The organism is Lysobacter stagni (assembly GCF_030053425.1).
In the GTDB taxonomy this organism is placed as follows: domain Bacteria; phylum Pseudomonadota; class Gammaproteobacteria; order Xanthomonadales; family Xanthomonadaceae; genus Lysobacter_J; species Lysobacter_J stagni.
Map to the genome: position 1 here is coordinate 1922837 of NZ_JASGBI010000001.1, position 20441 is coordinate 1943277.

The 20441-nt window shown below is 64.2% G+C and carries 27 protein-coding genes; all 27 read left to right on the forward strand.

The genetic code is table 11. From position 1 onward, the window contains the following. Positions 1 to 64 precede the first annotated feature (64 nt). Positions 65 to 4288: a DNA-directed RNA polymerase subunit beta' gene (rpoC, locus tag QLQ15_RS08825; protein ID WP_283212432.1), complete on the forward strand. Its 4224-nt coding sequence runs from the start codon at positions 65 to 67 to the stop codon at positions 4286 to 4288. 311 nt (positions 4289 to 4599) lie between these two features. Further along, on the forward strand, positions 4600 to 4974 hold the full coding sequence (rpsL, locus tag QLQ15_RS08830; RefSeq protein ID WP_158982377.1) for a 30S ribosomal protein S12: 375 nt from the start codon (positions 4600 to 4602) through the stop codon (positions 4972 to 4974). A 57-nt stretch (positions 4975 to 5031) separates the two neighbouring features. Continuing rightward, positions 5032 to 5499 (forward strand): 30S ribosomal protein S7, encoded by a 468-nt coding sequence (gene rpsG / locus QLQ15_RS08835; protein WP_283212433.1) that lies wholly within the window; start codon positions 5032 to 5034, stop codon positions 5497 to 5499. A gap of 149 nt (positions 5500 to 5648) precedes the next feature. Next, positions 5649 to 7766, forward strand: a complete 2118-nt coding sequence (gene fusA, locus QLQ15_RS08840) for an elongation factor G (protein ID WP_283212434.1) — start codon at positions 5649 to 5651, stop codon at positions 7764 to 7766. 79 nt (positions 7767 to 7845) lie between these two features. Next, positions 7846 to 9036, forward strand: a complete 1191-nt coding sequence (gene tuf, locus QLQ15_RS08845) for an elongation factor Tu (RefSeq protein WP_283212426.1) — start codon at positions 7846 to 7848, stop codon at positions 9034 to 9036. A gap of 449 nt (positions 9037 to 9485) precedes the next feature. Further along, complete coding sequence (gene rpsJ / locus QLQ15_RS08850) at positions 9486 to 9797, forward strand: 30S ribosomal protein S10 (RefSeq protein WP_036137876.1); 312 nt, start codon at positions 9486 to 9488, stop codon at positions 9795 to 9797. A 10-nt stretch (positions 9798 to 9807) separates the two neighbouring features. Next, positions 9808 to 10464 carry a 50S ribosomal protein L3 gene (rplC, locus tag QLQ15_RS08855; RefSeq protein WP_283212435.1) on the forward strand — a complete coding sequence of 219 codons (657 nt, stop codon included), beginning with the start codon at positions 9808 to 9810 and terminating at the stop codon, positions 10462 to 10464. A gap of 2 nt (positions 10465 to 10466) precedes the next feature. Next, entirely contained in the window at positions 10467 to 11072 is a 606-nt protein-coding gene (gene rplD, locus QLQ15_RS08860; RefSeq protein WP_283212436.1) for a 50S ribosomal protein L4, read from the forward strand. After that, positions 11069 to 11365, forward strand: a complete 297-nt coding sequence (gene rplW, locus QLQ15_RS08865; protein ID WP_283212437.1) for a 50S ribosomal protein L23 — start codon at positions 11069 to 11071, stop codon at positions 11363 to 11365. The genes rplD and rplW overlap by 4 nt, the downstream gene beginning before the upstream one ends. Positions 11366 to 11375: 10 nt before the next feature. Continuing rightward, the gene (rplB, locus tag QLQ15_RS08870) at positions 11376 to 12203 is read left to right on the forward strand and encodes a 50S ribosomal protein L2 (protein WP_283212438.1); all 828 of its coding nucleotides are present in this window, start codon (positions 11376 to 11378) and stop codon (positions 12201 to 12203) included. Between the two features lie 6 nt (positions 12204 to 12209). After that, positions 12210 to 12479 (forward strand): 30S ribosomal protein S19, encoded by a 270-nt coding sequence (rpsS, locus tag QLQ15_RS08875; protein WP_283212439.1) that lies wholly within the window; start codon positions 12210 to 12212, stop codon positions 12477 to 12479. A gap of 10 nt (positions 12480 to 12489) precedes the next feature. Further along, complete coding sequence (gene rplV / locus QLQ15_RS08880; RefSeq protein WP_158982368.1) at positions 12490 to 12825, forward strand: 50S ribosomal protein L22; 336 nt, start codon at positions 12490 to 12492, stop codon at positions 12823 to 12825. A gap of 14 nt (positions 12826 to 12839) precedes the next feature. Further along, positions 12840 to 13583: a 30S ribosomal protein S3 gene (rpsC, locus tag QLQ15_RS08885; RefSeq protein ID WP_283212440.1), complete on the forward strand. Its 744-nt coding sequence runs from the start codon at positions 12840 to 12842 to the stop codon at positions 13581 to 13583. A 6-nt stretch (positions 13584 to 13589) separates the two neighbouring features. Further along, a complete protein-coding gene (gene rplP, locus QLQ15_RS08890) occupies positions 13590 to 14003 on the forward strand; it encodes a 50S ribosomal protein L16 (RefSeq protein ID WP_055902334.1) in 414 nt (137 codons plus the stop codon). Next, entirely contained in the window at positions 14003 to 14188 is a 186-nt protein-coding gene (gene rpmC, locus QLQ15_RS08895) for a 50S ribosomal protein L29 (RefSeq protein WP_115843868.1), read from the forward strand. The genes rplP and rpmC overlap by 1 nt, the downstream gene beginning before the upstream one ends. A 10-nt stretch (positions 14189 to 14198) precedes the next feature. Further along, positions 14199 to 14468 carry a 30S ribosomal protein S17 gene (gene rpsQ, locus QLQ15_RS08900; protein WP_115843866.1) on the forward strand — a complete coding sequence of 90 codons (270 nt, stop codon included), beginning with the start codon at positions 14199 to 14201 and terminating at the stop codon, positions 14466 to 14468. A gap of 14 nt (positions 14469 to 14482) precedes the next feature. Next, on the forward strand, positions 14483 to 14851 hold the full coding sequence (rplN, locus tag QLQ15_RS08905) for a 50S ribosomal protein L14 (RefSeq protein WP_056136003.1): 369 nt from the start codon (positions 14483 to 14485) through the stop codon (positions 14849 to 14851). Between the two features lie 14 nt (positions 14852 to 14865). Continuing rightward, positions 14866 to 15180 carry a 50S ribosomal protein L24 gene (gene rplX / locus QLQ15_RS08910; protein ID WP_283212441.1) on the forward strand — a complete coding sequence of 105 codons (315 nt, stop codon included), beginning with the start codon at positions 14866 to 14868 and terminating at the stop codon, positions 15178 to 15180. A gap of 11 nt (positions 15181 to 15191) precedes the next feature. Then, entirely contained in the window at positions 15192 to 15734 is a 543-nt protein-coding gene (gene rplE, locus QLQ15_RS08915) for a 50S ribosomal protein L5 (protein ID WP_283212442.1), read from the forward strand. A 15-nt stretch (positions 15735 to 15749) separates the two neighbouring features. Then, a complete protein-coding gene (gene rpsN, locus QLQ15_RS08920; protein WP_283212443.1) occupies positions 15750 to 16055 on the forward strand; it encodes a 30S ribosomal protein S14 in 306 nt (101 codons plus the stop codon). A gap of 158 nt (positions 16056 to 16213) precedes the next feature. Continuing rightward, on the forward strand, positions 16214 to 16612 hold the full coding sequence (gene rpsH, locus QLQ15_RS08925; protein WP_283212444.1) for a 30S ribosomal protein S8: 399 nt from the start codon (positions 16214 to 16216) through the stop codon (positions 16610 to 16612). Positions 16613 to 16625: 13 nt separating this feature from the next. Beyond that, positions 16626 to 17153 (forward strand): 50S ribosomal protein L6, encoded by a 528-nt coding sequence (gene rplF / locus QLQ15_RS08930; RefSeq protein ID WP_283212445.1) that lies wholly within the window; start codon positions 16626 to 16628, stop codon positions 17151 to 17153. Between the two features lie 29 nt (positions 17154 to 17182). Beyond that, positions 17183 to 17536 carry a 50S ribosomal protein L18 gene (rplR, locus tag QLQ15_RS08935; protein WP_283212446.1) on the forward strand — a complete coding sequence of 118 codons (354 nt, stop codon included), beginning with the start codon at positions 17183 to 17185 and terminating at the stop codon, positions 17534 to 17536. Positions 17537 to 17700: 164 nt separating this feature from the next. After that, complete coding sequence (rpsE, locus tag QLQ15_RS08940; RefSeq protein WP_283212447.1) at positions 17701 to 18243, forward strand: 30S ribosomal protein S5; 543 nt, start codon at positions 17701 to 17703, stop codon at positions 18241 to 18243. Further along, complete coding sequence (gene rpmD, locus QLQ15_RS08945) at positions 18236 to 18436, forward strand: 50S ribosomal protein L30 (protein WP_283212448.1); 201 nt, start codon at positions 18236 to 18238, stop codon at positions 18434 to 18436. Before rpsE ends, rpmD begins: the two co-directional genes overlap by 8 nt. Beyond that, entirely contained in the window at positions 18436 to 18879 is a 444-nt protein-coding gene (rplO, locus tag QLQ15_RS08950) for a 50S ribosomal protein L15 (RefSeq protein WP_283213979.1), read from the forward strand. Before rpmD ends, rplO begins: the two co-directional genes overlap by 1 nt. 7 nt (positions 18880 to 18886) lie before the next feature. Then, positions 18887 to 20251 (forward strand): preprotein translocase subunit SecY, encoded by a 1365-nt coding sequence (gene secY / locus QLQ15_RS08955; RefSeq protein WP_283212449.1) that lies wholly within the window; start codon positions 18887 to 18889, stop codon positions 20249 to 20251. Positions 20252 to 20441 lie beyond the last annotated feature (190 nt).

A 20441-nucleotide genomic window follows, 5' to 3' on the forward strand; every position in this document is an offset into this window, starting at 1 on the left:
TTTCCCGCTTCATTGAGTCAGCGATTTACAGCCCATCGACGAATTCCTCCGATTGGAGAAAACCATGAAAGACTTGCTCAACCTCTTCAACCAGCAGCGCACGGCGATCGACTTCGACGCGATCAAGATCGCGCTTGCCTCGCCGGACCTGATCCGTTCCTGGTCCTACGGCGAAGTGAAGAAGCCGGAAACCATCAACTACCGTACCTTCAAGCCGGAACGCGACGGCCTGTTCTGCGCCGCGATCTTCGGCCCGATCAAGGACTACGAGTGCCTGTGCGGCAAGTACAAGCGCATGAAGCACCGCGGCGTGGTCTGCGAGAAGTGCGGCACGGAAGTGACGCTGGCCAAGGTGCGCCGTGAGCGCATGGGTCATATCGACCTGGCCTCGCCGGTCGCGCACATCTGGTTCCTGAAGTCGCTGCCCTCGCGCATCGGCCTGATGCTCGACATGACGCTGCGCGATATCGAGCGCATCCTCTACTTCGAAGCCTACGTGGTGACCGAGCCGGGCCTGACCGCGCTCGAGCGCGGCACGCTGCTGACCGAAGAGCAGTTCCTGCAGGCTCGCCAGGAGCACGGCGATGACTTCGAAGCCGCGATGGGCGCCGAGGCCGTCTACGAGCTGCTGCGCACGATCGACCTGCAGTCGGAAATGGTTACGCTGCGCGAAGAGATCGCGGCCACCAACAGCGAAACCAAGCTCAAGCGCCTCACCAAGCGCATCAAGTTGGTCGAAGCCTTCCTCGAGTCCGGCAACCGTCCGGAGTGGATGGTCATGACTGTGCTGCCGGTGCTGCCGCCGGACCTGCGTCCGCTGGTTCCGCTGGACGGCGGCCGCTTCGCGACCTCCGACCTGAACGACCTGTACCGCCGCGTCATCAACCGCAACAACCGCCTGCGTCGCCTGCTCGAACTCAACGCGCCCGACATCATCGTGCGCAACGAGAAGCGCATGCTGCAGGAATCGGTTGACGCGCTGATGGACAACGGCCGTCGCGGCCGTGCCATCACCGGCACCAACAAGCGCCCGCTCAAGTCGCTGGCCGACATGATCAAGGGCAAGCAGGGTCGCTTCCGCCAGAACCTGCTCGGCAAGCGCGTGGACTACTCGGGCCGTTCGGTCATCGTGGTCGGCCCGACCCTGCGCCTGCACGAATGCGGCCTGCCGAAGAAGATGGCGCTTGAGCTGTTCAAGCCCTTCATCTTCGCCAAGCTGCAGCGTCGCGGCCTCGCCACGACCATCAAGGCCGCCAAGAAGCTCGTCGAGCGCGAAGAGGCCGAGGTGTGGGACATCCTCGAAGAGGTGATCCGCGAGCATCCGGTCCTGCTGAACCGCGCGCCGACGCTTCACCGCCTGGGCATCCAGGCGTTCGAGCCGGTGCTGATCGAAGGCAAGGCCATCCAGCTGCACCCGCTGGTCTGCACCGCGTTCAACGCGGACTTCGATGGTGACCAGATGGCCGTGCACGTGCCGCTCTCGCTGGAAGCTCAGCTGGAAGCGCGCGCGCTGATGATGGCGTCGAACAACATCCTGTCGCCGGCGAACGGCGAGCCGATCATCGTGCCGTCGCAGGACGTCGTGCTCGGTCTGTACTACATGACCCGCGCCCTGGAGAACAAGGCAGGCGAGGGCATGGCGTTCGCCAACGTCGCCGAAGTCAAGCGCGCCTACGACAACCGTGTCGTCCAGCTGCACGCCAAGTGCAAGGTGCGCATCACCGAGACGGTGAAGAACGAGGACGGCACCAGCGAGCAGAAGACCTCGATCGTCGACACGACCGTGGGTCGCGCGCTGCTGCGCGAGATCCTGCCGGAAGGCCTGCCGTTCGCGCTGGCCAACGTCGAGCTGACCAAGAAGAACATCAGCCGCCTGATCAACTCCTGCTACCGCATGCTCGGCCTGAAGGACACGGTCGTGTTCGCCGACAAGCTGATGTACACCGGCTTCGGCTACGCAACGCGTGCCGGCGTGTCCATCGGCATCGACGACATGCTGATCCCGGTCGAGAAGAAGGGCATCCTGGACGAGGCCGAGGCCGAAGTCCTGGAAATCCAGGAGCAGTACCAGTCGGGCCTGGTCACCGCGGGCGAGCGCTACAACAAGGTCGTCGACATCTGGTCGCGCACGAACGAGCGCGTGGCCAAGGCGATGATGGACGCGATCGGCACCGAGAAGGTCCAGAACGCGAAGGGCGAGACCATCGACCAGAAGTCGATGAACTCGATCTACATCATGGCCGACTCCGGCGCTCGTGGTTCGCAGGCGCAGATCCGTCAGCTCGCCGGTATGCGCGGCCTGATGGCCAAGCCGGACGGCTCGATCATCGAGACGCCGATCACCGCGAACTTCCGCGAAGGCCTGAACGTTCTCCAGTACTTCATCTCGACCCACGGTGCCCGTAAGGGTCTGGCCGATACCGCGCTGAAGACGGCGAACTCGGGTTACCTGACCCGTCGTCTCGTCGACGTCGCGCAGGACGTGGTGATCACCGAAACCGACTGCGGCACCGTCGAGGGTCTGATGATGACCCCGATCGTCGAAGGCGGCGACGTGGTCGAGCCTCTGCGCGACCGCGTGCTGGGTCGTGTCGTGGCCGAGGACGTGTTCCTGCCGGGCAACGACGAAGAGCCGATCGTCACGCGCAACACGCTGCTGGACGAAGGTTGGGTGCAGAAGCTCGACGACGCCAGCGTGCAATCGATCAAGGTGCGTTCGACCATCACCTGCGAAAGCTCGTTCGGTGTGTGCTCGCACTGCTACGGTCGCGACCTGGGTCGCGGTCACCTGGTGAACCACGGCGAAGCGGTCGGCGTCGTCGCCGCGCAGTCGATCGGTGAGCCGGGTACGCAGCTGACGATGCGTACGTTCCACATCGGTGGTGCCGCGTCGCGTGCGGCGGCCATCGACAACGTGACGGTCAAGACCACCGGTACGATCAAGTTCAACAACCTCAAGCACGTCGACCATGCGGGCGGCCACCTGGTGGCGGTCTCGCGTTCGGGCGAACTGTCGGTGCTCGACGGCCACGGCCGCGAGCGCGAGCGCTACAAGCTGCCGTACGGCGCCATGGTGTCCGTCAAGGACGGCGCGGAGATCAAGGCCGGCCAGACCGTCGCCAACTGGGATCCGCATAACCACCCGATCGTGTCGGAAGTAGCGGGCTTCGTGCGCTTCATCGACTTCGTCGACGGCGTCACCGTCATCGAGAAGACCGACGAACTGACCGGCCTGGCCTCGCGCGAGATCACCGATCCGAAGCGTCGCGGCTCGCAGGGCAAGGACCTGCGTCCGATCGTCCGCATCGTCGACAAGAACGGCAAGGACCTGTCGATCCCGGGTACCGATCTGCCGGCGCAGTACCTGCTGCCGCCGCGCTCGATCGTGAACCTGCAGGACGGTGCGCCGGTGGGCGTGGGCGACGTGGTCGCCAAGATCCCGCAGGAAGCGTCCAAGACCCGCGACATCACGGGCGGTCTGCCGCGCGTGGCGGACTTGTTCGAAGCGCGCAAGCCGAAGGACCCGGCGGTCCTGGCGGAGCGTTCGGGCATCGTCTCGTTCGGCAAGGACACCAAGGGCAAGCAGCGCCTGATCATCAAGGACACCGACGGTAACGAGCACGAAGAGCTCATTCCGAAGTACCGCCAGATCATCGTGTTCGAAGGCGAGCACGTGGAGAAGGGCGAGACCGTGGTGGACGGCGAGCCGAGCCCGCAGGACATCCTGCGCCTGCTCGGTGTCGAGCCGCTGGCCGTGTACCTGACCAAGGAAATCCAGGACGTCTATCGCCTGCAGGGCGTGAAGATCAACGACAAGCACATCGAGGTGATCGTTCGCCAGATGCTGCGCAAGGTCGAGATCACCGACCAGGGCGACAGCAAGTTCCTCAACGGCGAGCAGGTCGAGCGTCAGCGTCTCATCGAGGAGAACGCCAAGCTGGCGTCCCGCAATGAGATCGTGGCCGGCTTCGAGCCGGTCCTACTGGGCATCACCAAGGCCTCGCTGGCGACCGAATCGTTCATCTCGGCGGCGTCCTTCCAGGAAACCACCCGCGTGCTGACCGAGGCCGCCGTGCGCGGTACCCGCGATGGCCTGCGTGGCCTGAAGGAGAACGTGATCGTGGGTCGCCTGATCCCGGCCGGTACCGGCCTGGCGTACCACACCCAGCGCCGTCGCGGCGCCACGGGCCTGACCGAGTCCGAGCTGGAGACCCTGTCGACGCCGGTCGCGGCCGCGGAAGTGGCCGAAACCGCCGAGGCTGAAGGCCAGGAATCCAGCGCCTCGTAAGGTCGGCTTTCAATAGCGACACCGGGTCGGGTACAATGCCCGACCTTTGATGGCCCCCTCGCGGGGCCATCCAGATCACGAAATGAGGTCGCAGGAAGCGCCTCGTGTTCGGCCCAGGAAGGGCGGGATCGCAGTGAAGTCCCAACCCGTGCGCCGCCAAGGCGGGCACGGCGGGACGTCCGGTGTAGTTCGCGTTGACGGTAACGTCTGACGCGGGCTATACTTTTTTGTCTCGGTATGCCGGGTTTCGTCCCGGCGTGCCTTTCGTTTTTTCCACGCAAGGCCTCACGGCCTTCTTCAAAGAGTTCCAGATGGCGACGATCAATCAGCTGGTACGCAAGCCGCGTAGCCCTGAAACCTACAAGAGCGCCTCGCCGGCGCTGGCGAACTGCCCGCAGCGTCGTGGCGTTTGCACCCGTGTGTACACCACCACCCCGAAGAAGCCGAACTCGGCGCTTCGCAAGGTGGCCAAGGTGCGTCTGACCAACGGTTACGAGGTCATCTCGTACATCGGCGGCGAAGGCCACAACCTGCAGGAGCACTCGGTGGTGCTGATCCGCGGCGGTCGCGTGAAGGACCTGCCGGGTGTGCGTTACCACACCGTGCGCGGTTCGCTCGACGCCGCCGGCGTCGCCAAGCGTCGCCAGGGTCGCTCCAAGTACGGCGCCAAGCGTCCGAAGTCCTAATCCGGTCGGCCGTTCCTTCGGTCTCCGTACAAAGAATCACGAGAATAGGTACGCACCATGTCGCGTAAAGGCTCCACTCCCCAGCGTTCGGTCCTGCCCGACCCCAAGCACGGCAGCGAAACGATCGCACGCTTCATCAATATGGTCATGCAGAGCGGCAAGAAGTCGGTCGCCGAGAAGATCGTCTACGGCGCGATGGACGTCATCGGCGAGAAGAACCCGAATGCCCTCGAGCTGGTCGAGAAGGCTCTGGGCAACGTCTCTCCGGCGGTCGAAGTGAAGTCGCGTCGCGTCGGCGGCGCCACTTACCAGGTTCCGGTCGAAGTGCGCGCTTCCCGCCGCATGGCGCTGGCGATGCGCTGGCTGATCGAGTCGGCCCGCAAGCGCGGCGAGAACTCGATGCCCCGCAAGCTCGCGGCCGAACTGATCGATGCCTCGGAAAACCGCGGTGGCGCGATCAAGAAGCGCGAAGAAACCCATCGCATGGCGGAAGCGAACAAGGCGTTCGCCCACTACCGCTGGTGATCTGAGCGAGACGACCCCATATACGGGGTCGTCGGCCCCGGCAGCCCGCTGAGCTGCCGTGGCGGCGAGACAGCCGCCATGCGAACCGGACGCCGCCCACCGAGGCGGCATCTGGCCATCTGGAATTTGAAAACTTACGAGAGGGTCCCGTGGCTCGCACCACTCCCATCGAGCGTTACCGCAACTTCGGCATCATGGCCCACATCGATGCCGGCAAGACCACCACGTCCGAACGCATCCTGTTCTACACCGGCGTCAGCCACAAGATCGGCGAAGTGCACGAAGGTGCCGCGACGATGGACTGGATGGAGCAGGAGCAGGAGCGCGGCATCACGATCACGTCCGCTGCCACCACTGCGTTCTGGAAGGGCATGGACAAGTCCCTGCCGGAGCACCGCTTCAACATCATCGACACCCCAGGCCACGTCGACTTCACCATCGAAGTCGAGCGTTCGCTGCGCGTGCTCGACGGCGCGGTGTTCGTGCTGTGCGCCGTGGGCGGCGTGCAGCCGCAGTCCGAGACCGTGTGGCGTCAGGCCAACAAGTACTCGGTGCCGCGTATGGCGTTCGTCAACAAGATGGACCGCACCGGTGCCAACTTCGACAAGGTCGTCGAACAGCTGAAGTCGCGCCTTGGCGCCTACGCCGTGCCGATGCAGGTGCCGATCGGCGCTGAAGACGGCTTCGAGGGCGTGGTCGACCTGCTCAAGATGAAGGCCATCCATTGGGATGTCGCCTCGCAGGGCACCAAGTTCGAGTACCGCGACATTCCGGCCGACCTCCAGGCGAAGGCCGAGGCCGCGCGCAGCTTCATGATCGAAGCCGCTGCCGAAGCGTCGGAAGAGCTGATGGAGAAGTACCTCTCCGAAGGCGAGCTGACCGAAGCCGAGATCATCGAAGGCCTGCGCACGCGCACGCTGAAGGTCGAGATCGTGCCGGTGTTCTGCGGTTCGGCGTTCAAGAACAAGGGCGTGCAGGCCATGCTCGACGGCGTCATCAACCTGCTGCCGTCGCCGGCCGACCGTCCGCCGGTGCAGGGCATCGACGAGAACGACAAGGAAGACAGCCGCAAGGCGTCCGACTCCGAGCCGTTCTCGGCGCTGGCGTTCAAGATCATGACCGACCCGTTCGTCGGTGCGCTGACGTTCTTCCGCGTCTACTCGGGCGTGCTCAACTCCGGCGACCAGGTGTTCAACCCGGTCAAGTCGAAGAAGGAGCGCATCGGCCGCATCCTGCAGATGCATGCCAACCAGCGTGACGAAATCAAGGAAGTGCGCGCGGGCGACATCGCCGCCGCCGTGGGCCTGAAGGACGTGACCACCGGCGACACGCTGTGCGCCGCCGACCACGTCATCACCCTGGAGCGCATGACCTTCCCGGAGCCCGTCATCTCGATGGCGGTCGAGCCGAAGACCAAGTCGGACCAGGAAAAGATGGGCATGGCCCTGTCGCGTCTCGCGCAGGAAGATCCCTCCTTCCGCGTGCGTACCGACGAGGAATCGGGCCAGACCATCATCGCCGGCATGGGCGAGCTGCACCTGGACATCATCGTCGACCGCATGCGTCGCGAGTTCAACGTGGAAGCCAACGTCGGCAAGCCGCAGGTGGCCTACCGCGAAACGATCCGCAAGTCGGACGTGAAGTCGGACTACAAGCACGCCAAGCAGTCGGGTGGTAAGGGTCAGTACGGTCACGTCGTGATCGAGCTGTCGCCGATGAACGAAGCCGATCGCGCCAACGAGGATGTCGAGAACGATTTCCTGTTCATCAACGACATCACCGGCGGCGTGATTCCGAAGGAATTCATCCCGGCCGTCGAGAAGGGCCTGCGCGAAACCATCACCAGCGGTCCGCTGGCTGGCTTCCCGGTCGTGAACGTCAAGGTCAAGCTGGTGTTCGGCTCGTACCACGACGTCGACTCGTCGGAAATGGCGTTCAAGCTCGCCGCGTCGATGGCGTTCAAGGAAGGTTTCCGCAAGGCGGATCCGGTCCTGCTCGAGCCGATGATGAAGGTCGAAATCGTGACGCCGGAAGACTATGTCGGCGACGTCATGGGCGACGTGAGCCGTCGTCGCGGTCTGCTGTCCGGCCAGGACGACAGCCCGTCGGGCAAGGTGATCAACGCGATGGTGCCGCTGGGCGAAATGTTCGGCTACGCGACGACGCTGCGCTCGATGTCGCAGGGTCGCGCCACCTTCACGATGGAATTCGATCATTACGCCGAAGCGCCGACGAACATCGCCGACGCCGTGATGAAGAAGTCCTGAGACTGACCACCCGCGAGTGCCGGCCACGCCGGCCCTCGCAGCAAGATCAACAAGCAATTCCTTTTAAAGAGAGATAACCATGGCCAAGGGTAAGTTTGAGCGCACCAAGCCGCACGTGAACGTGGGCACGATCGGTCACGTCGACCACGGCAAGACGACGCTGACGGCGGCACTGACGAAGGTGGGCGCGGAGCGTTTCGGCGGCGAGTTCAAGGCGTACGACGCGATCGACGCAGCGCCGGAAGAGAAGGCGCGCGGCATCACGATCTCGACGGCGCACGTCGAGTACGAAAGCCCGAACCGCCACTACGCACACGTGGACTGCCCGGGCCACGCCGACTACGTGAAGAACATGATCACGGGTGCGGCGCAGATGGACGGCGCGATCCTGGTGTGCTCGGCCGCGGACGGCCCGATGCCGCAGACGCGTGAGCACATCCTGCTGTCGCGCCAGGTGGGCGTGCCGTACATCGTCGTGTTCCTGAACAAGGCCGACATGGTGGACGACGCCGAGCTGCTGGAGCTGGTGGAGATGGAAGTGCGTGAGCTTCTGTCGAAGTACGAGTTCCCGGGCGACGACACCCCGATCATCAAGGGTTCGGCGCGTCTGGCGCTGGAAGGCGACCAGTCGGAGATCGGCGTGCCGGCGATCCTGAAGCTGGTGGAAGCGCTGGACACGTTCATTCCGGAGCCGCAGCGTGACGTCGACAAGCCGTTCCTGATGCCGGTGGAAGACGTGTTCTCGATCTCGGGCCGCGGCACCGTGGTGACCGGTCGTATCGAGCGCGGCATCATCAAGGTCGGCGACGAAATCGAAATCGTCGGTATCCGCCCGACGCAGAAGACGACGGTGACCGGCGTCGAAATGTTCCGCAAGCTGCTGGACCAGGGTCAGGCGGGCGACAACGCCGGTCTGCTGCTGCGCGGCACGAAGCGTGACGACGTGGAGCGCGGCCAGGTGCTGTGCAAGCCGGGTTCGATCAACCCGCACACGGAGTTCGAGGCCGAGGTGTACGTGCTGTCGAAGGACGAGGGTGGCCGTCACACGCCGTTCTTCAAGGGTTACCGCCCGCAGTTCTACTTCCGCACGACCGACATCACCGGCGCGGTGACGCTGCCGGAAGGCGTCGAGATGGTGATGCCGGGCGACAACATCAAGATGGTGGTGTCGCTGATCAACCCGGTGGCGATGGACGAAGGCCTGCGTTTCGCGATCCGCGAAGGCGGTCGTACCGTCGGCGCCGGCGTGGTGGCCAAGATCATCAAGTAAGGAATCGGCGCGGGCGTCCAGACGCCCGGGTCAATCGGACCCCTCCCGAAAGGGCGGGGTCCGGAAGCTGAACAAGGTCGCGTCCTAACCCTATGGCCATGCGCTTGCGTGAGCTGTGGATATCCGGTTAGAATGCTCGACCACTGCGGCGCTCCTCGTGAGAAGCCGCAACCAGCGAAATGAGGTGCAGGATGCGCCTCGTATTCGCCAGACAGGGACATGTCGCACGGCGCGCTCCGTACGTTCCGGGCCTTCGGGCTTCCAAGGAACGCTAAACGGGGCTCTTCGTGCGTTCTACTCCGTCTGGGCGGGCCGGGTAACCGGCCTGCCTTGTTTTTCGAGGCAAGGAAGCTCCGAAGCGAGGGTGCAGCTTCGGGGTATTCGCGTATTTCCGGGGTTCGGCACACCCAGAGGCCGGCCCGTCGCTCTTTTAACCAAGGAATTCCGTCATGGCGGACCAAAAGATCCGAATCCGGCTCAAAGCGTACGATCATCGTCTGATCGACCGCTCGGCCAGCGAGATCGTCGAGACGGCGAAGCGTACCGGTGCCCAGGTCAAGGGCCCGATCCCGCTGCCGACCAAGATCGAGCGTTACACCATCCTCGTCTCCCCGCATGCCGACAAGGATGCGCGTGACCAGTACGAGACCCGCACGCACAAGCGCGTGCTTGACATCGTCGACCCCAACGACAAGACCGTGGACGCGCTGATGAAGCTCGAGCTCGCGGCGGGCGTTGATGTCCAGATCAAGCTGACCTGAGGCCACCACCATGACCGCGAAGAAGTATTCGTTGGGCATCGTCGGTCGCAAGGCCGGCATGAGCCGCTTCTTCACTGAAGACGGCAAGTCGGTTCCGGTGACCCTGATCGAGGCGACCCCGAACCGCATCACCCAGATCAAGACCCCGGAATCCGACGGCTACAGCGCCGTGCAGGTGACCGTGGGCGTGCGCCGCGCCGCGCTCGTCAACAAGCCGGAAGCCGGTCACCTCGCCAAGGCGAAGGTTGAAGCCGGTCGTGGCCTGTGGGAGCTGCGCGTGGAAGCCGACCAGATCGGTGGGTTCGAAGTGGGCGGCGAAATCAAGGCCGACATCTTCGCCGCCGGCCAGCTGGTCGACGTCCAGGGCGTCACGAAGGGCAAGGGCTTCCAGGGCACGATCAAGCGCTGGAACTTCACGATGGGCGATGCGACGCACGGTAACTCGCTGTCGCACCGTTCGCCGGGCTCCATCGGCCAGCGCCAGACGCCGGGCCGTGTGTTCCCGGGCAAGAAGATGTCCGGCCACATGGGTGCCGATACCCAGACCACGCAGCGCCTGGAAGTGGTGAAGGTCGACGCCGAGCGCGGCCTGATCGCCATCAAGGGTGCGGTGCCGGGTGCGCCGGGTGGCGACGTGATCGTGCGTCCGTCGAGCAAGGGAGTTTGATGATGGAACTCACCATTACGAATAGCAGCAAGACGCTGTCGGTTTCCGACGCGATCTTCGGCCGCGAATTCAGCGAAGACCTGGTCCACCAGGTGGTCGTTGCCTATCGCAACGCCGGTCGCGCCGGCACCAAGGCACAGAAGACCCGTTCGGAAGTCAACGGCACGACCAAGAAGTCGAAGAAGCAGAAGGGCGGCGGTGCGCGTCACGGCGCGCTGACGGCTCCGATCTTCGTCGGCGGCGGCGTGACCTTCGCGGCCAAGCCGCGCAGCTTCGCGCAGAAGGTCAACCGCAAGATGTATCGCGCCGCGATGGCCGCGATCCTGTCCGAGCTGAACCGTCAGGGCCGCATCACGGTCGTGGAGTCCTTCGACATCGAAGCTCCGAAGACCCAGGGCCTGATCGCCAAGCTGAAGGGCCTGGAAGTCGGCAAGCGTCCGCTGATCGTCACCGAAGACGCCTCCGAGAACCTGTACCTCTCGGCGCGCAACCTGCCGTACGTCGAAGTGCGTGACGTCCAGGGCCTGGATCCGGTTTCCCTCGTGGGCGCCGACTCGGTCGTGGTCACCGCCGACGCGGTCAAGAAGATCGAGGAGTGGCTGGCATGAACGACGCCAAGCTCTACAACATCATCCGTGCGCCGCGCGTGTCCGAGAAGACCGCTCGTCTGCAGGAAGTTTCCAACCAATACGTCTTCGAAGTCGCGACGGACGCTACCAAGGCCGACATCAAGGTCGCCGTGGAAAAGCTGTTCGAAGTCAAGGTCGAGGCCGTCAACGTCGTGAACGTCAAGGGCAAGAACAAGTCCTTCCGTTTCCGCGCTGGCAGCCGCGGCGACTGGCGCAAGGCGTACGTGACGCTGGCCGAAGGCCAGTCGATCGACGTGATGGCCAAGGCCTGAGGAAAGACCCATGGCATTGATGACTTTCAAGCCCACCTCCGCCGGCCGCCGCAGCGCGGTTCGCGTGGTGACCCCGGGCCTGCACAAGGGCGCGCCGCACGCGGCGCTCGTCGAGAAGCAGGGCAAGACCGGCGGTCGTAACCACCACGGCCGCATCACCACCCGTCACATCGGTGGTGGTCACAAGCAGCACTACCGCATCATCGACTTCAAGCGCGACAAGGAAGGCATTCCGGCGCGTGTCGAGCGCATCGAGTACGACCCGAACCGCACCGCCCACATCGCGCTGCTGTGCTACGTCGACGGTGAGCGCCGTTACATCATCGCCCCCAAGGGCCTGAAGGACGGCGACCAGGTGATCGCGGGCCGCGACGCCCCGATCAAGGTCGGCAACACGCTGCCGCTGACCAACATCCCGGTCGGCTCCACCGTGCATTGCATCGAGATGAAGCCGGGCAAGGGCGCCCAGCTGGCCCGCGCCGCTGGCGCCGGCGTCCAGCTGATCGCGCGCGAGCAGGGCTACGCCACGCTGCGTCTGCGCTCGGGTGAGATGCGCAAGGTTCCGGCCGAGTGCCGCGCCACCATCGGCGAAGTCGGCAACGACGAGCACAACCTCGAGAAGCTGGGCAAGGCCGGCGCCAAGCGTTGGCGCGGTGTCCGCCCGACCGTTCGCGGTGCGGCCATGAACCCGGTCGACCATCCGCACGGCGGTGGTGAGGCCAAGGCTGGCCAGGGCAACCCGCATCCGGTCACCCCGTGGGGTGTTCCGACCAAGGGTTACAAGACCCGCAAGAACAAGCGCACCCAGCAGTTCATCGTGCGCGATCGCAGGAGCTAATCGGCCATGGCACGTTCACTGAAGAAAGGCCCGTTCGTCGACCACCACCTGATGAAGAAGGTGGAGACCGCGGGCAGCAACAAGAAGCCGATCAAGACCTGGTCGCGTCGCTCGATGATCCTGCCGGAGATGGTGGGTTTCACCATCGCCGTGCATAACGGCAAGAACCACATCCCGGTGCTGGTCAACGAGAACATGGTTGGCCACAAGCTTGGCGAGTTCGCCCTGACCCGTACGTTCAAGGGTCACGGCGGCGACAAGAAGTCGGGCAAGTAAGGAGATGACCATGGAAGCGAAAGCCATCCTGCGCACCGCGCGCATCTCCCCGCAGAAGGCCCGCCTGGTCGCTGACCAGGTGCGTGGTCTGTCGGCCGAGCGCGCCGTCAACCTGCTGAAGTTCTCGGACAAGAAGGCTGCCCAGATGATCCGCAAGGTCGTCGAGTCCGCCATCGCCAACGCCGAGAACAACCAGGGCGCTGACATCGACGAACTCAAGGTCAAGACCATCATGGTGGACGAGGGTCCCGCACTGAAGCGCTTCATGGCGCGTGCGAAGGGCCGCGGCACCCGCATCCTCAAGCGCACCAGCCACATCACTGTGGTTGTGGGCGCGGGCAAGTAAGGCGGAGTCAGACAATGGGTCATAAAGTTCATCCCACCGGCATCCGCCTGGGCATTGCCAAGGACTGGAATTCCAAGTGGTTTGCCAACAAGAAGCAGTACGCCAATTTCCTGGCGGCGGACCTGAAGGTCCGTGACCTGCTGCGCAAGAAGCTGGCTCAGGCCGGCATCTCGAAGATCTTCATCGAGCGTCCGGCGAATAACGCCCGCGTGACGATCCACACCGCCCGTCCGGGCGTGGTGATCGGCAAGCGCGGCGAGGACATCGAGAAGCTGCGCAAGGAAGTCAGTGACGTGATGGGCGTTCCGGCGCACATCAACGTCACCGAGGTCCGCAAGCCGGAACTCGACGCGCAGCTGGTCGCCGAGTCCATCGCTCAGCAGCTCGAGCGCCGCATCATGTTCCGTCGTGCGATGAAGCGCGCCGTGGGCAACGCGATGCGCCTGGGTGCCCTGGGCATCAAGGTCAACGTCGCCGGTCGCCTGAACGGTGCCGAGATCGCGCGTTCGGAGTGGTACCGCGAAGGTCGCGTGCCGCTGCACACGCTGCGTGCCGACATCGATTACGGCTTCGCTGAAGCCAAGACGACGTACGGCATCATCGGCATCAAGGTGTGGGTCTACAAGGGCGAGGTCTTCGACTTCTCCCAGGTCGGCCAGGAAAAGCAGGACGACACGCCGCGTAGCGATCGCGGTGACCGTGGTGACCGCGGTGATCGCAGCGACCGTCCGGGCCGTGGCGCCCGCGAACAGAGGTAATCGACCATGTTGCAACCCAAGCGAACCAAGTACCGCAAGGTACACAAGGGCCGCAATGAGGGCCTGAGCTGGAACGGCAACGCCGTCAGCTTCGGCGAGTACGGCCTTAAGGCGACGGCGCACGGTCAGCTGACCGCGCGCCAGATCGAGGCAGCGCGTCGTTCCATCAGCCGCTACGTCAAGCGCGGCGGCAAGATGTGGATCCGCGTGTTCCCCGACAAGCCGATCACCAAGAAGCCGATCGAAGTCCGAATGGGCTCCGGTAAGGGCAACGTCGAGTACTGGGTCGCCCAGATCCAGCCCGGTCGCATGATTTACGAGATCGAAGGTGTGGCAGAGGACGTGGCGCGTGAAGCGTTCCGCCTGGCCGCCGCCAAGCTCTCGGTGACCACCACTTTCGTTACCCGGACGGTGCGCTAATGGAACTCAAGCAACTGCGCGAGAAGTCGGCCGACGAACTGAAGGCCCACCTGGCCGAGCTGCACAAGGAGAGCTTCGCTCTCCGCATGCAGAAGGCCACTGGCCAACTCGCCAAGACCCATGAGTCCCGCCGCGTGCGCCGCGAGATTGCTCGCGTGAACATGCTGCTCGGCGAGAAGAAGTAAGGACCCTGTCATGACCGACAACAATACAGAGAAGGCTGTCCGCACGGTTGAAGGCCGGGTCGTCAGCAACAAGATGGACAAGACCGTCACCGTGCTCGTCGAGCGCCAGGTCAAGCACGCGCTGTACGGCAAGTACATCCGTCGCTCGACCAAGCTCCACGCCCACGATGCCGACAACGCCTGCAAGGAAGGCGATGTCGTGCGTGTGAAGGAGATTGCGCCGATGTCCAAGACCAAGAACTGGAGCGTGGTTGAGATCGTCAGCCGCGCGGCCGAATAAGAGGAGGCTGAGTCATGATCCAGATGCAGAGCTACCTCGATGTGGCCGACAACTCCGGTGCCAAGGAAGTGATGTGCATTAAGGTGCTGGGCGGCTCGAAGCGCCGTTACGCCGGCATCGGCGACATCATCAAGGTCACCGTCAAGGACGCGATCCCGCGTGGCAAGGTCAAGAAGGGCGACGTCTACGACGCCGTCGTGGTGCGTACCCGCAAGGGTGTGCGCCGTCCGGACGGTTCGCTGATCCGCTTCGACGGCAACGCCGCCGTGCTCCTGAACAACAAGCAGGAACCGATCGGTACCCGCATCTTCGGGCCTGTGACCCGCGAGCTGCGTACCGAGAAGTTCATGAAGATCGTCTCGCTCGCTCCTGAAGTGCTCTGAGCGGAGGAATTGATATGAACCGTATCCGCAAGGGCGATCAGGTGATCGTCACCACCGGCAAGGACAAGGGCAAGAAGGGCGAAGTGGTGCGCGTGCTCGGCGAGAAACTCGTCGTGTCGAACATCAACGTCGTCAAACGCCACACCAAGCCGAACCCCCAGGCTGGCCAGCCGGGCGGCGTGGTCGAGCGCGAGGCGCCGATCCACATTTCCAACGTGATGCTGTTCAACCCGGCCACTGGCAAGGGTGAGCGCGTTGCTTTCAAGGTGCTGGAGGATGGACGCAAACTGCGTGTGTTCCGCTCCAGCGGTGAGGCGGTTGACGCCTGAGGAATGCTCAAATGACCACCCGTCTTGAAAAGTTCTACAAGGACGAAGTCGTCCCGGCCCTGACCAAGAAGTTCGGTTACACGAACCCGATGGAAGTGCCGCGCCTGTCCAAGATCACGATCAACATGGGCGTCGGCGAAGCCGCGACCAACAAGAAGATCCTGGAAAACGCTGTCGCCGATCTGACCAAGATCGCCGGCCAGAAGCCGATCGTGACCAAGTCCCGCGTGTCGGTGGCTTCGTTCAAGATCCGTGACGGCTGGCCGATCGGCTGCAAGGTCACGCTGCGTCGTGCCCAGATGTTCGAGTTCCTGGACCGCCTGATCAACATCTCGCTGCCCCGCGTGCGTGACTTCCGCGGCGTGTCGGGTCGTTCGTTCGACGGCCGCGGCAACTACAACATGGGCGTGAAGGAACAGATCATCTTCCCGGAAATCGACTTCGACGCCGTCGACGCGATCCGCGGCATGGACATCGCGATCACCACGACCGCGAAGACCGACGCCGAAGCCAAGGCCCTGCTGGAAGCCTTCCGCTTCCCGTTCCGCAACTAACTCGAGGATTGAACAATGGCTAAGACCTCCATGGTCAACCGCGAGATCAAGCGGGCGAAGCTGGCGAAGCAGCACGGCGCCAAGCGTGACGCGCTGAAGAAGATCATCTCCAGCCTGACCGCCTCGTACGAGGAGAAGCTGGAAGCCGCGACCAAGCTGCAGAAGCTGCCGCGCGACTCGTCGCCGAGCCGCCAGCGCAACCGCTGCGAGCTGTCGGGCCGCCCGCGTGGTGTCTACCGCAAGTTCGGCCTCGGCCGCAACATGCTGCGCAAGGCGACCATGAACGGCGACGTCCCGGGTCTGCGCAAGGCCAGCTGGTAACACAGTGGGCCGGCAAGTCTGCTAGACTTGCCGGCTCGCTCGCGTCAGGCCTCGGCCGGCACGGCGGGGCTGCCGACGGGAACTTCCGGTTCCTGACCCGGCACTACAACTGAATTCGCAATCCCGCGGATATCGGTGCTACTCATAGGTGAATACACATGAGCATGACTGATCCCATCGCCGACATGCTGGTCCGCATCAAGAATGCGGCGGCTGTTCGGAAGCAGACGGTGAAGATGCCGTCTTCGAAGATCAAGGTGGCCATCGCCAAGGTTCTGAAGGACGAGGGCTACATCCTGGATTCCCGCGTGACCGAGGTTGCGACTGGCAAGTCCGAACTCGAAATCTCGCTGAAGTACTACGAAGGCAAGCCGGTGATCGAGCGCCTCGAGCGCTACTCCCGTTCGGGTCTGCGTCAGTACCGCGGAAAGTCCGAGCTGCCGAAGGTCCTGGGTGGCCTCGGCGTCGCCATCATCTCCACCTCGAAGGGCATCATGACCGACGCGCAGGCACGCCAGCAGGGCGTCGGCGGTGAGGTCCTGTGCTTCGTGGCCTAAGGGAGGAATAGACATGTCCCGAGTTGCCAAGAAGCCGGTTGCCCTCCCGAAGGGCGTCGAAATCAATATCCAGGCCGAATCGATCAGCGCCAAGGGCCCGAAGGGCACGCTGTCGATCGCCAAGCCGGCGGGCGTGAACCTCGCCGTCGACAACGGCCACGCCACGTTCTCGACCGACAACGTCGAGCTGATCCCGCTGACCGGTACGCTGCGCGCGATCCTGGCCAACATGGTCAAGGGCGTCTCCGAAGGCTTCGAGCGCAAGCTCGAGCTGGTCGGCGTCGGTTACCGCGCCTCGATGCAGGGCAAGGACCTGAACCTGGCGCTGGGTTTCTCGCACCCCGTGCTGCTGCAGGCTCCGGCTGGCATCACCATCGCGACCCCGACCCAGACCGAGATCGTGGTCAGCGGCGCCGACAAGCAGCAGGTCGGTGAGTTCGCCGCCAAGATCCGTGGCGTACGTCCGCCGGAACCCTACAAGGGCAAGGGCGTGAAGTACGCTGGCGAAGTCATCATCCGCAAGGAAGCCAAGAAGGCCTAATCGGCTCTTCAGCTTTCGGAGACAAGTACATGAACAAGAACACCGCCCGCCTGCGTCGCGCCAAGTCCACCCGCGCGCACATCCGCGAACTCGGCGTGCCGCGCCTGACGGTGCTGCGCACCGGTCAGCATCTGTACGCCCAGGTCTTCACTGCCGACGGCTCCAAGGTCCTGGCTGCCGCCTCGACCGTGCAGGCCGACGTCAAGGATGGTCTGAAGAACGGCAAGAACGCCGAAGCCGCCGCCAAGGTTGGTCGCTCCATCGCCGAGAAGGCGAAGGCCGCCGGCGTCGAAAAGGTCGCTTTCGACCGTTCGGGCTACCGCTATCACGGTCGCATCAAGGCTCTGGCCGATGCTGCCCGCGAGGGTGGTCTGCAGTTCTGATGCCTTGAAGGCATGGGGACTCGTCCCCATGCCCGGGTTTCTCCCCGCCGGCGCGGGTTGTTGCGCCGGGCATCGCCACGGGTTCCCGTGGCCATGATCCATCCGATTCACATCACAACGATAAGCGGCGAAGCCGCAAATCCCACAACTACCGAGCAATCGAAATGGCAGAAGAACAACGTGCACCGCGGGGTCGTGATCGCGACCGTAACCGCGAAGAGGTCGACGACGGCATGATCGAGAAGCTGATCGCGGTCAACCGCGTCAGCAAGACCGTCAAGGGCGGTCGCCAGTTCACCTTCACCGCGCTGACGGTGGTGGGCGACGGCAACGGCAAGGTCGGCTTCGGTTACGGCAAGGCGCGCGAAGTGCCGGTCGCGATCCAGAAGTCGATGGAGTACGCCCGCAAGTCGATGTCGAACGTCGACCTGAACAACGGCACCCTGTGGCACGCCGTCAAGTCGGGCCACGGCGCCGCCCGCGTGTTCATGCAGCCGGCTTCCGAAGGTACCGGCGTCATCGCCGGTGGCGCGATGCGCGCCGTCCTGGAAGCGGTGGGCGTGAAGAACGTGCTGGCGAAGGCCGTCGGTTCGCGCAATCCCATCAACCTGGTCCGCGCCACCCTGAAGGGCCTGGCCGACATGCACTCGCCGACCAAGATCGCGGCCAAGCGTGGCAAGAAGGTGGAGGACCTGATCAATGGCTAAGAAGGAAGCTGCGGCTGCCGGCACCGTGAAGGTGCGCCTGGTCAAGGGTCTGCGTGGCACCCAGTCGCGTCACCGTCTGTCGGTGCGTGCGCTGGGCCTGAACAAGCTCAATGACGTGCGTGAACTGAAGGACAGCCCGCAGGTGCGTGGCCTGATCAATCAGTTGCACTACCTCGTCCGAGTCGAGGAGTAATCATCATGCGTCTCAACACTCTGCAGCCCGCCGAGGGCGCCCGCACCGAGCGCACCCGCGTCGGTCGCGGCATTGGTTCGGGCCTGGGCAAGACCGCTGGTCGCGGTCACAAGGGTTCGTTCGCCCGTTCGGGCAAGGGCAAGATCAAGGCCGGCTTCGAAGGCGGTCAGATGCCGATGCAGCGTCGTCTGCCGAAGATCGGCTTCCGTTCCAAGCTCGCCAGGGACACCGCCGAAGTGCTGCTGTACCAGCTGGACAAGCTGCCGGCCGGTGATGTCGACTTCGCGGCCCTGAAGGCTGCCAAGCTGGTGCCGAGCACCGCGAAGCAGGCCAAGGTCGTCGTCAAGGGCGAAGTGACCAAGAAGTTCGTGCTGAAGGGCGTGGCCGCCACGGCCGGTGCCAAGGCCGCGATCATCGCAGCCGGCGGCAAGGTCGAGGAGTAATCGACGGATGGCGCGCAGCGGTAGCAACGCAGTTGCCGGCCTCGGCGGCGGACTCGGAAAGTTCACCGAGCTCCGCCAGCGCCTGCTGTTCGTCGTCGGTGCCCTGATCGTCTATCGCATCGGCTGCTACATCCCGGTGCCGGGCGTCAATCCTGAGGCGATGCTGCGGCTGATGGAGACCCAGAAGGGCACCATCGTGGACATGTTCAACATGTTCTCCGGTGGCGCACTTCATCGCTTCAGCCTGTTCGCGCTGAACGTGATGCCGTACATCTCGGCGTCGATCATCGTGCAGTTGCTGGTGCAGATCGTGCCCAGCCTGAAGGCCATCCAGAAGGAAGGCGAGTCGGGCCGGCGCAAGATCAACCAGTGGTCCCGCATGGGTGCCATCCCGCTGGCCGTGTTCCAGGCCTGGGGTATCGCCACGGCCCTCCAGGCCGGCGGTGCCAGCCAGGGCATCCAGGTGGTGTACAACCCGGGCCCGGGCTTCATCCTGACCGCGGTGATCGCCCTGACGGCGGGCACCATGTTCCTGATGTGGCTGGGCGAGCAGGTGACGGAGCGCGGCATCGGCAACGGCGTCTCGCTGATCATCTTCGCGGGTATCGTCGCCGGCCTGCCGGCAGCGGTGCTGGGGATGTTCGAGCAGATCCGCAACGGCGACATGAACGCGCTGAAGGCGATTGCCGTCGTGGCCATCGTCCTTGGCTTCACGTACCTGGTGGTCTTCGTCGAGCGAGGGCAGCGCCGGATCACGGTGAACTACGCCCGAAAGCAGGGCGGCCGCAGCGGGTTCATGAACCAGTCGTCGTTCCTGCCGCTGAAGCTCAACATGGCGGGCGTGATCCCGGCCATCTTCGCCTCGAGCATCGTGATGTTCCCGGCGACGGCAGCGAACTGGTTCAGCCAGGGCAACACGGGGTCGTTCCTCCACCGCGTCAGCCAGTGGCTGAACCCGGGCGAGCCGCTCCACATGATCCTGTACGCGGGTCTGATCATCGGTTTTGCGTTCTTCTACACCGCTCTGGTGTTCAATTCGCAGGAAACCGCCGACAACCTGAAGAAGTCGGGTGCGCTGATTCCGGGTATTCGCCCGGGCAAGGCCACCGCCGACTATATCGACGGCGTGCTGACTCGCCTGACGGCGGCCGGCGCGGTCTACCTGGTCCTGGTGTGCCTCCTCCCGGAGGTCATGCGCACCGAGCTGGGCACCTCGTTCTACTTCGGCGGCACCTCGCTGCTGATCGTGGTCGTGGTGATCATGGATTTCATCGCCCAGATCCAGGCTCATCTGATGTCCCATCAGTACGAGAGCCTGCTGAAGAAGGCGAACTTGAAGGGCGGCTCGCGCGGCGGTCTCGCGCGCGGGTGAACCCGGACCATTCCGCGCGCCAGAGTAGCGCGCGGGGTCGGGCAGGGCGGTTCGCCGCGTTGTCCGACCAGTCCGGATTCGTCGCCGGAGCATGGGCACACTCCCCATGCCGGGCACTGCCGCGTCCTCCCGGAGGCGGCAGGGCTTCCTATTAACCCGAGACCTAGATATAATTTCCAGTTCACTCCGC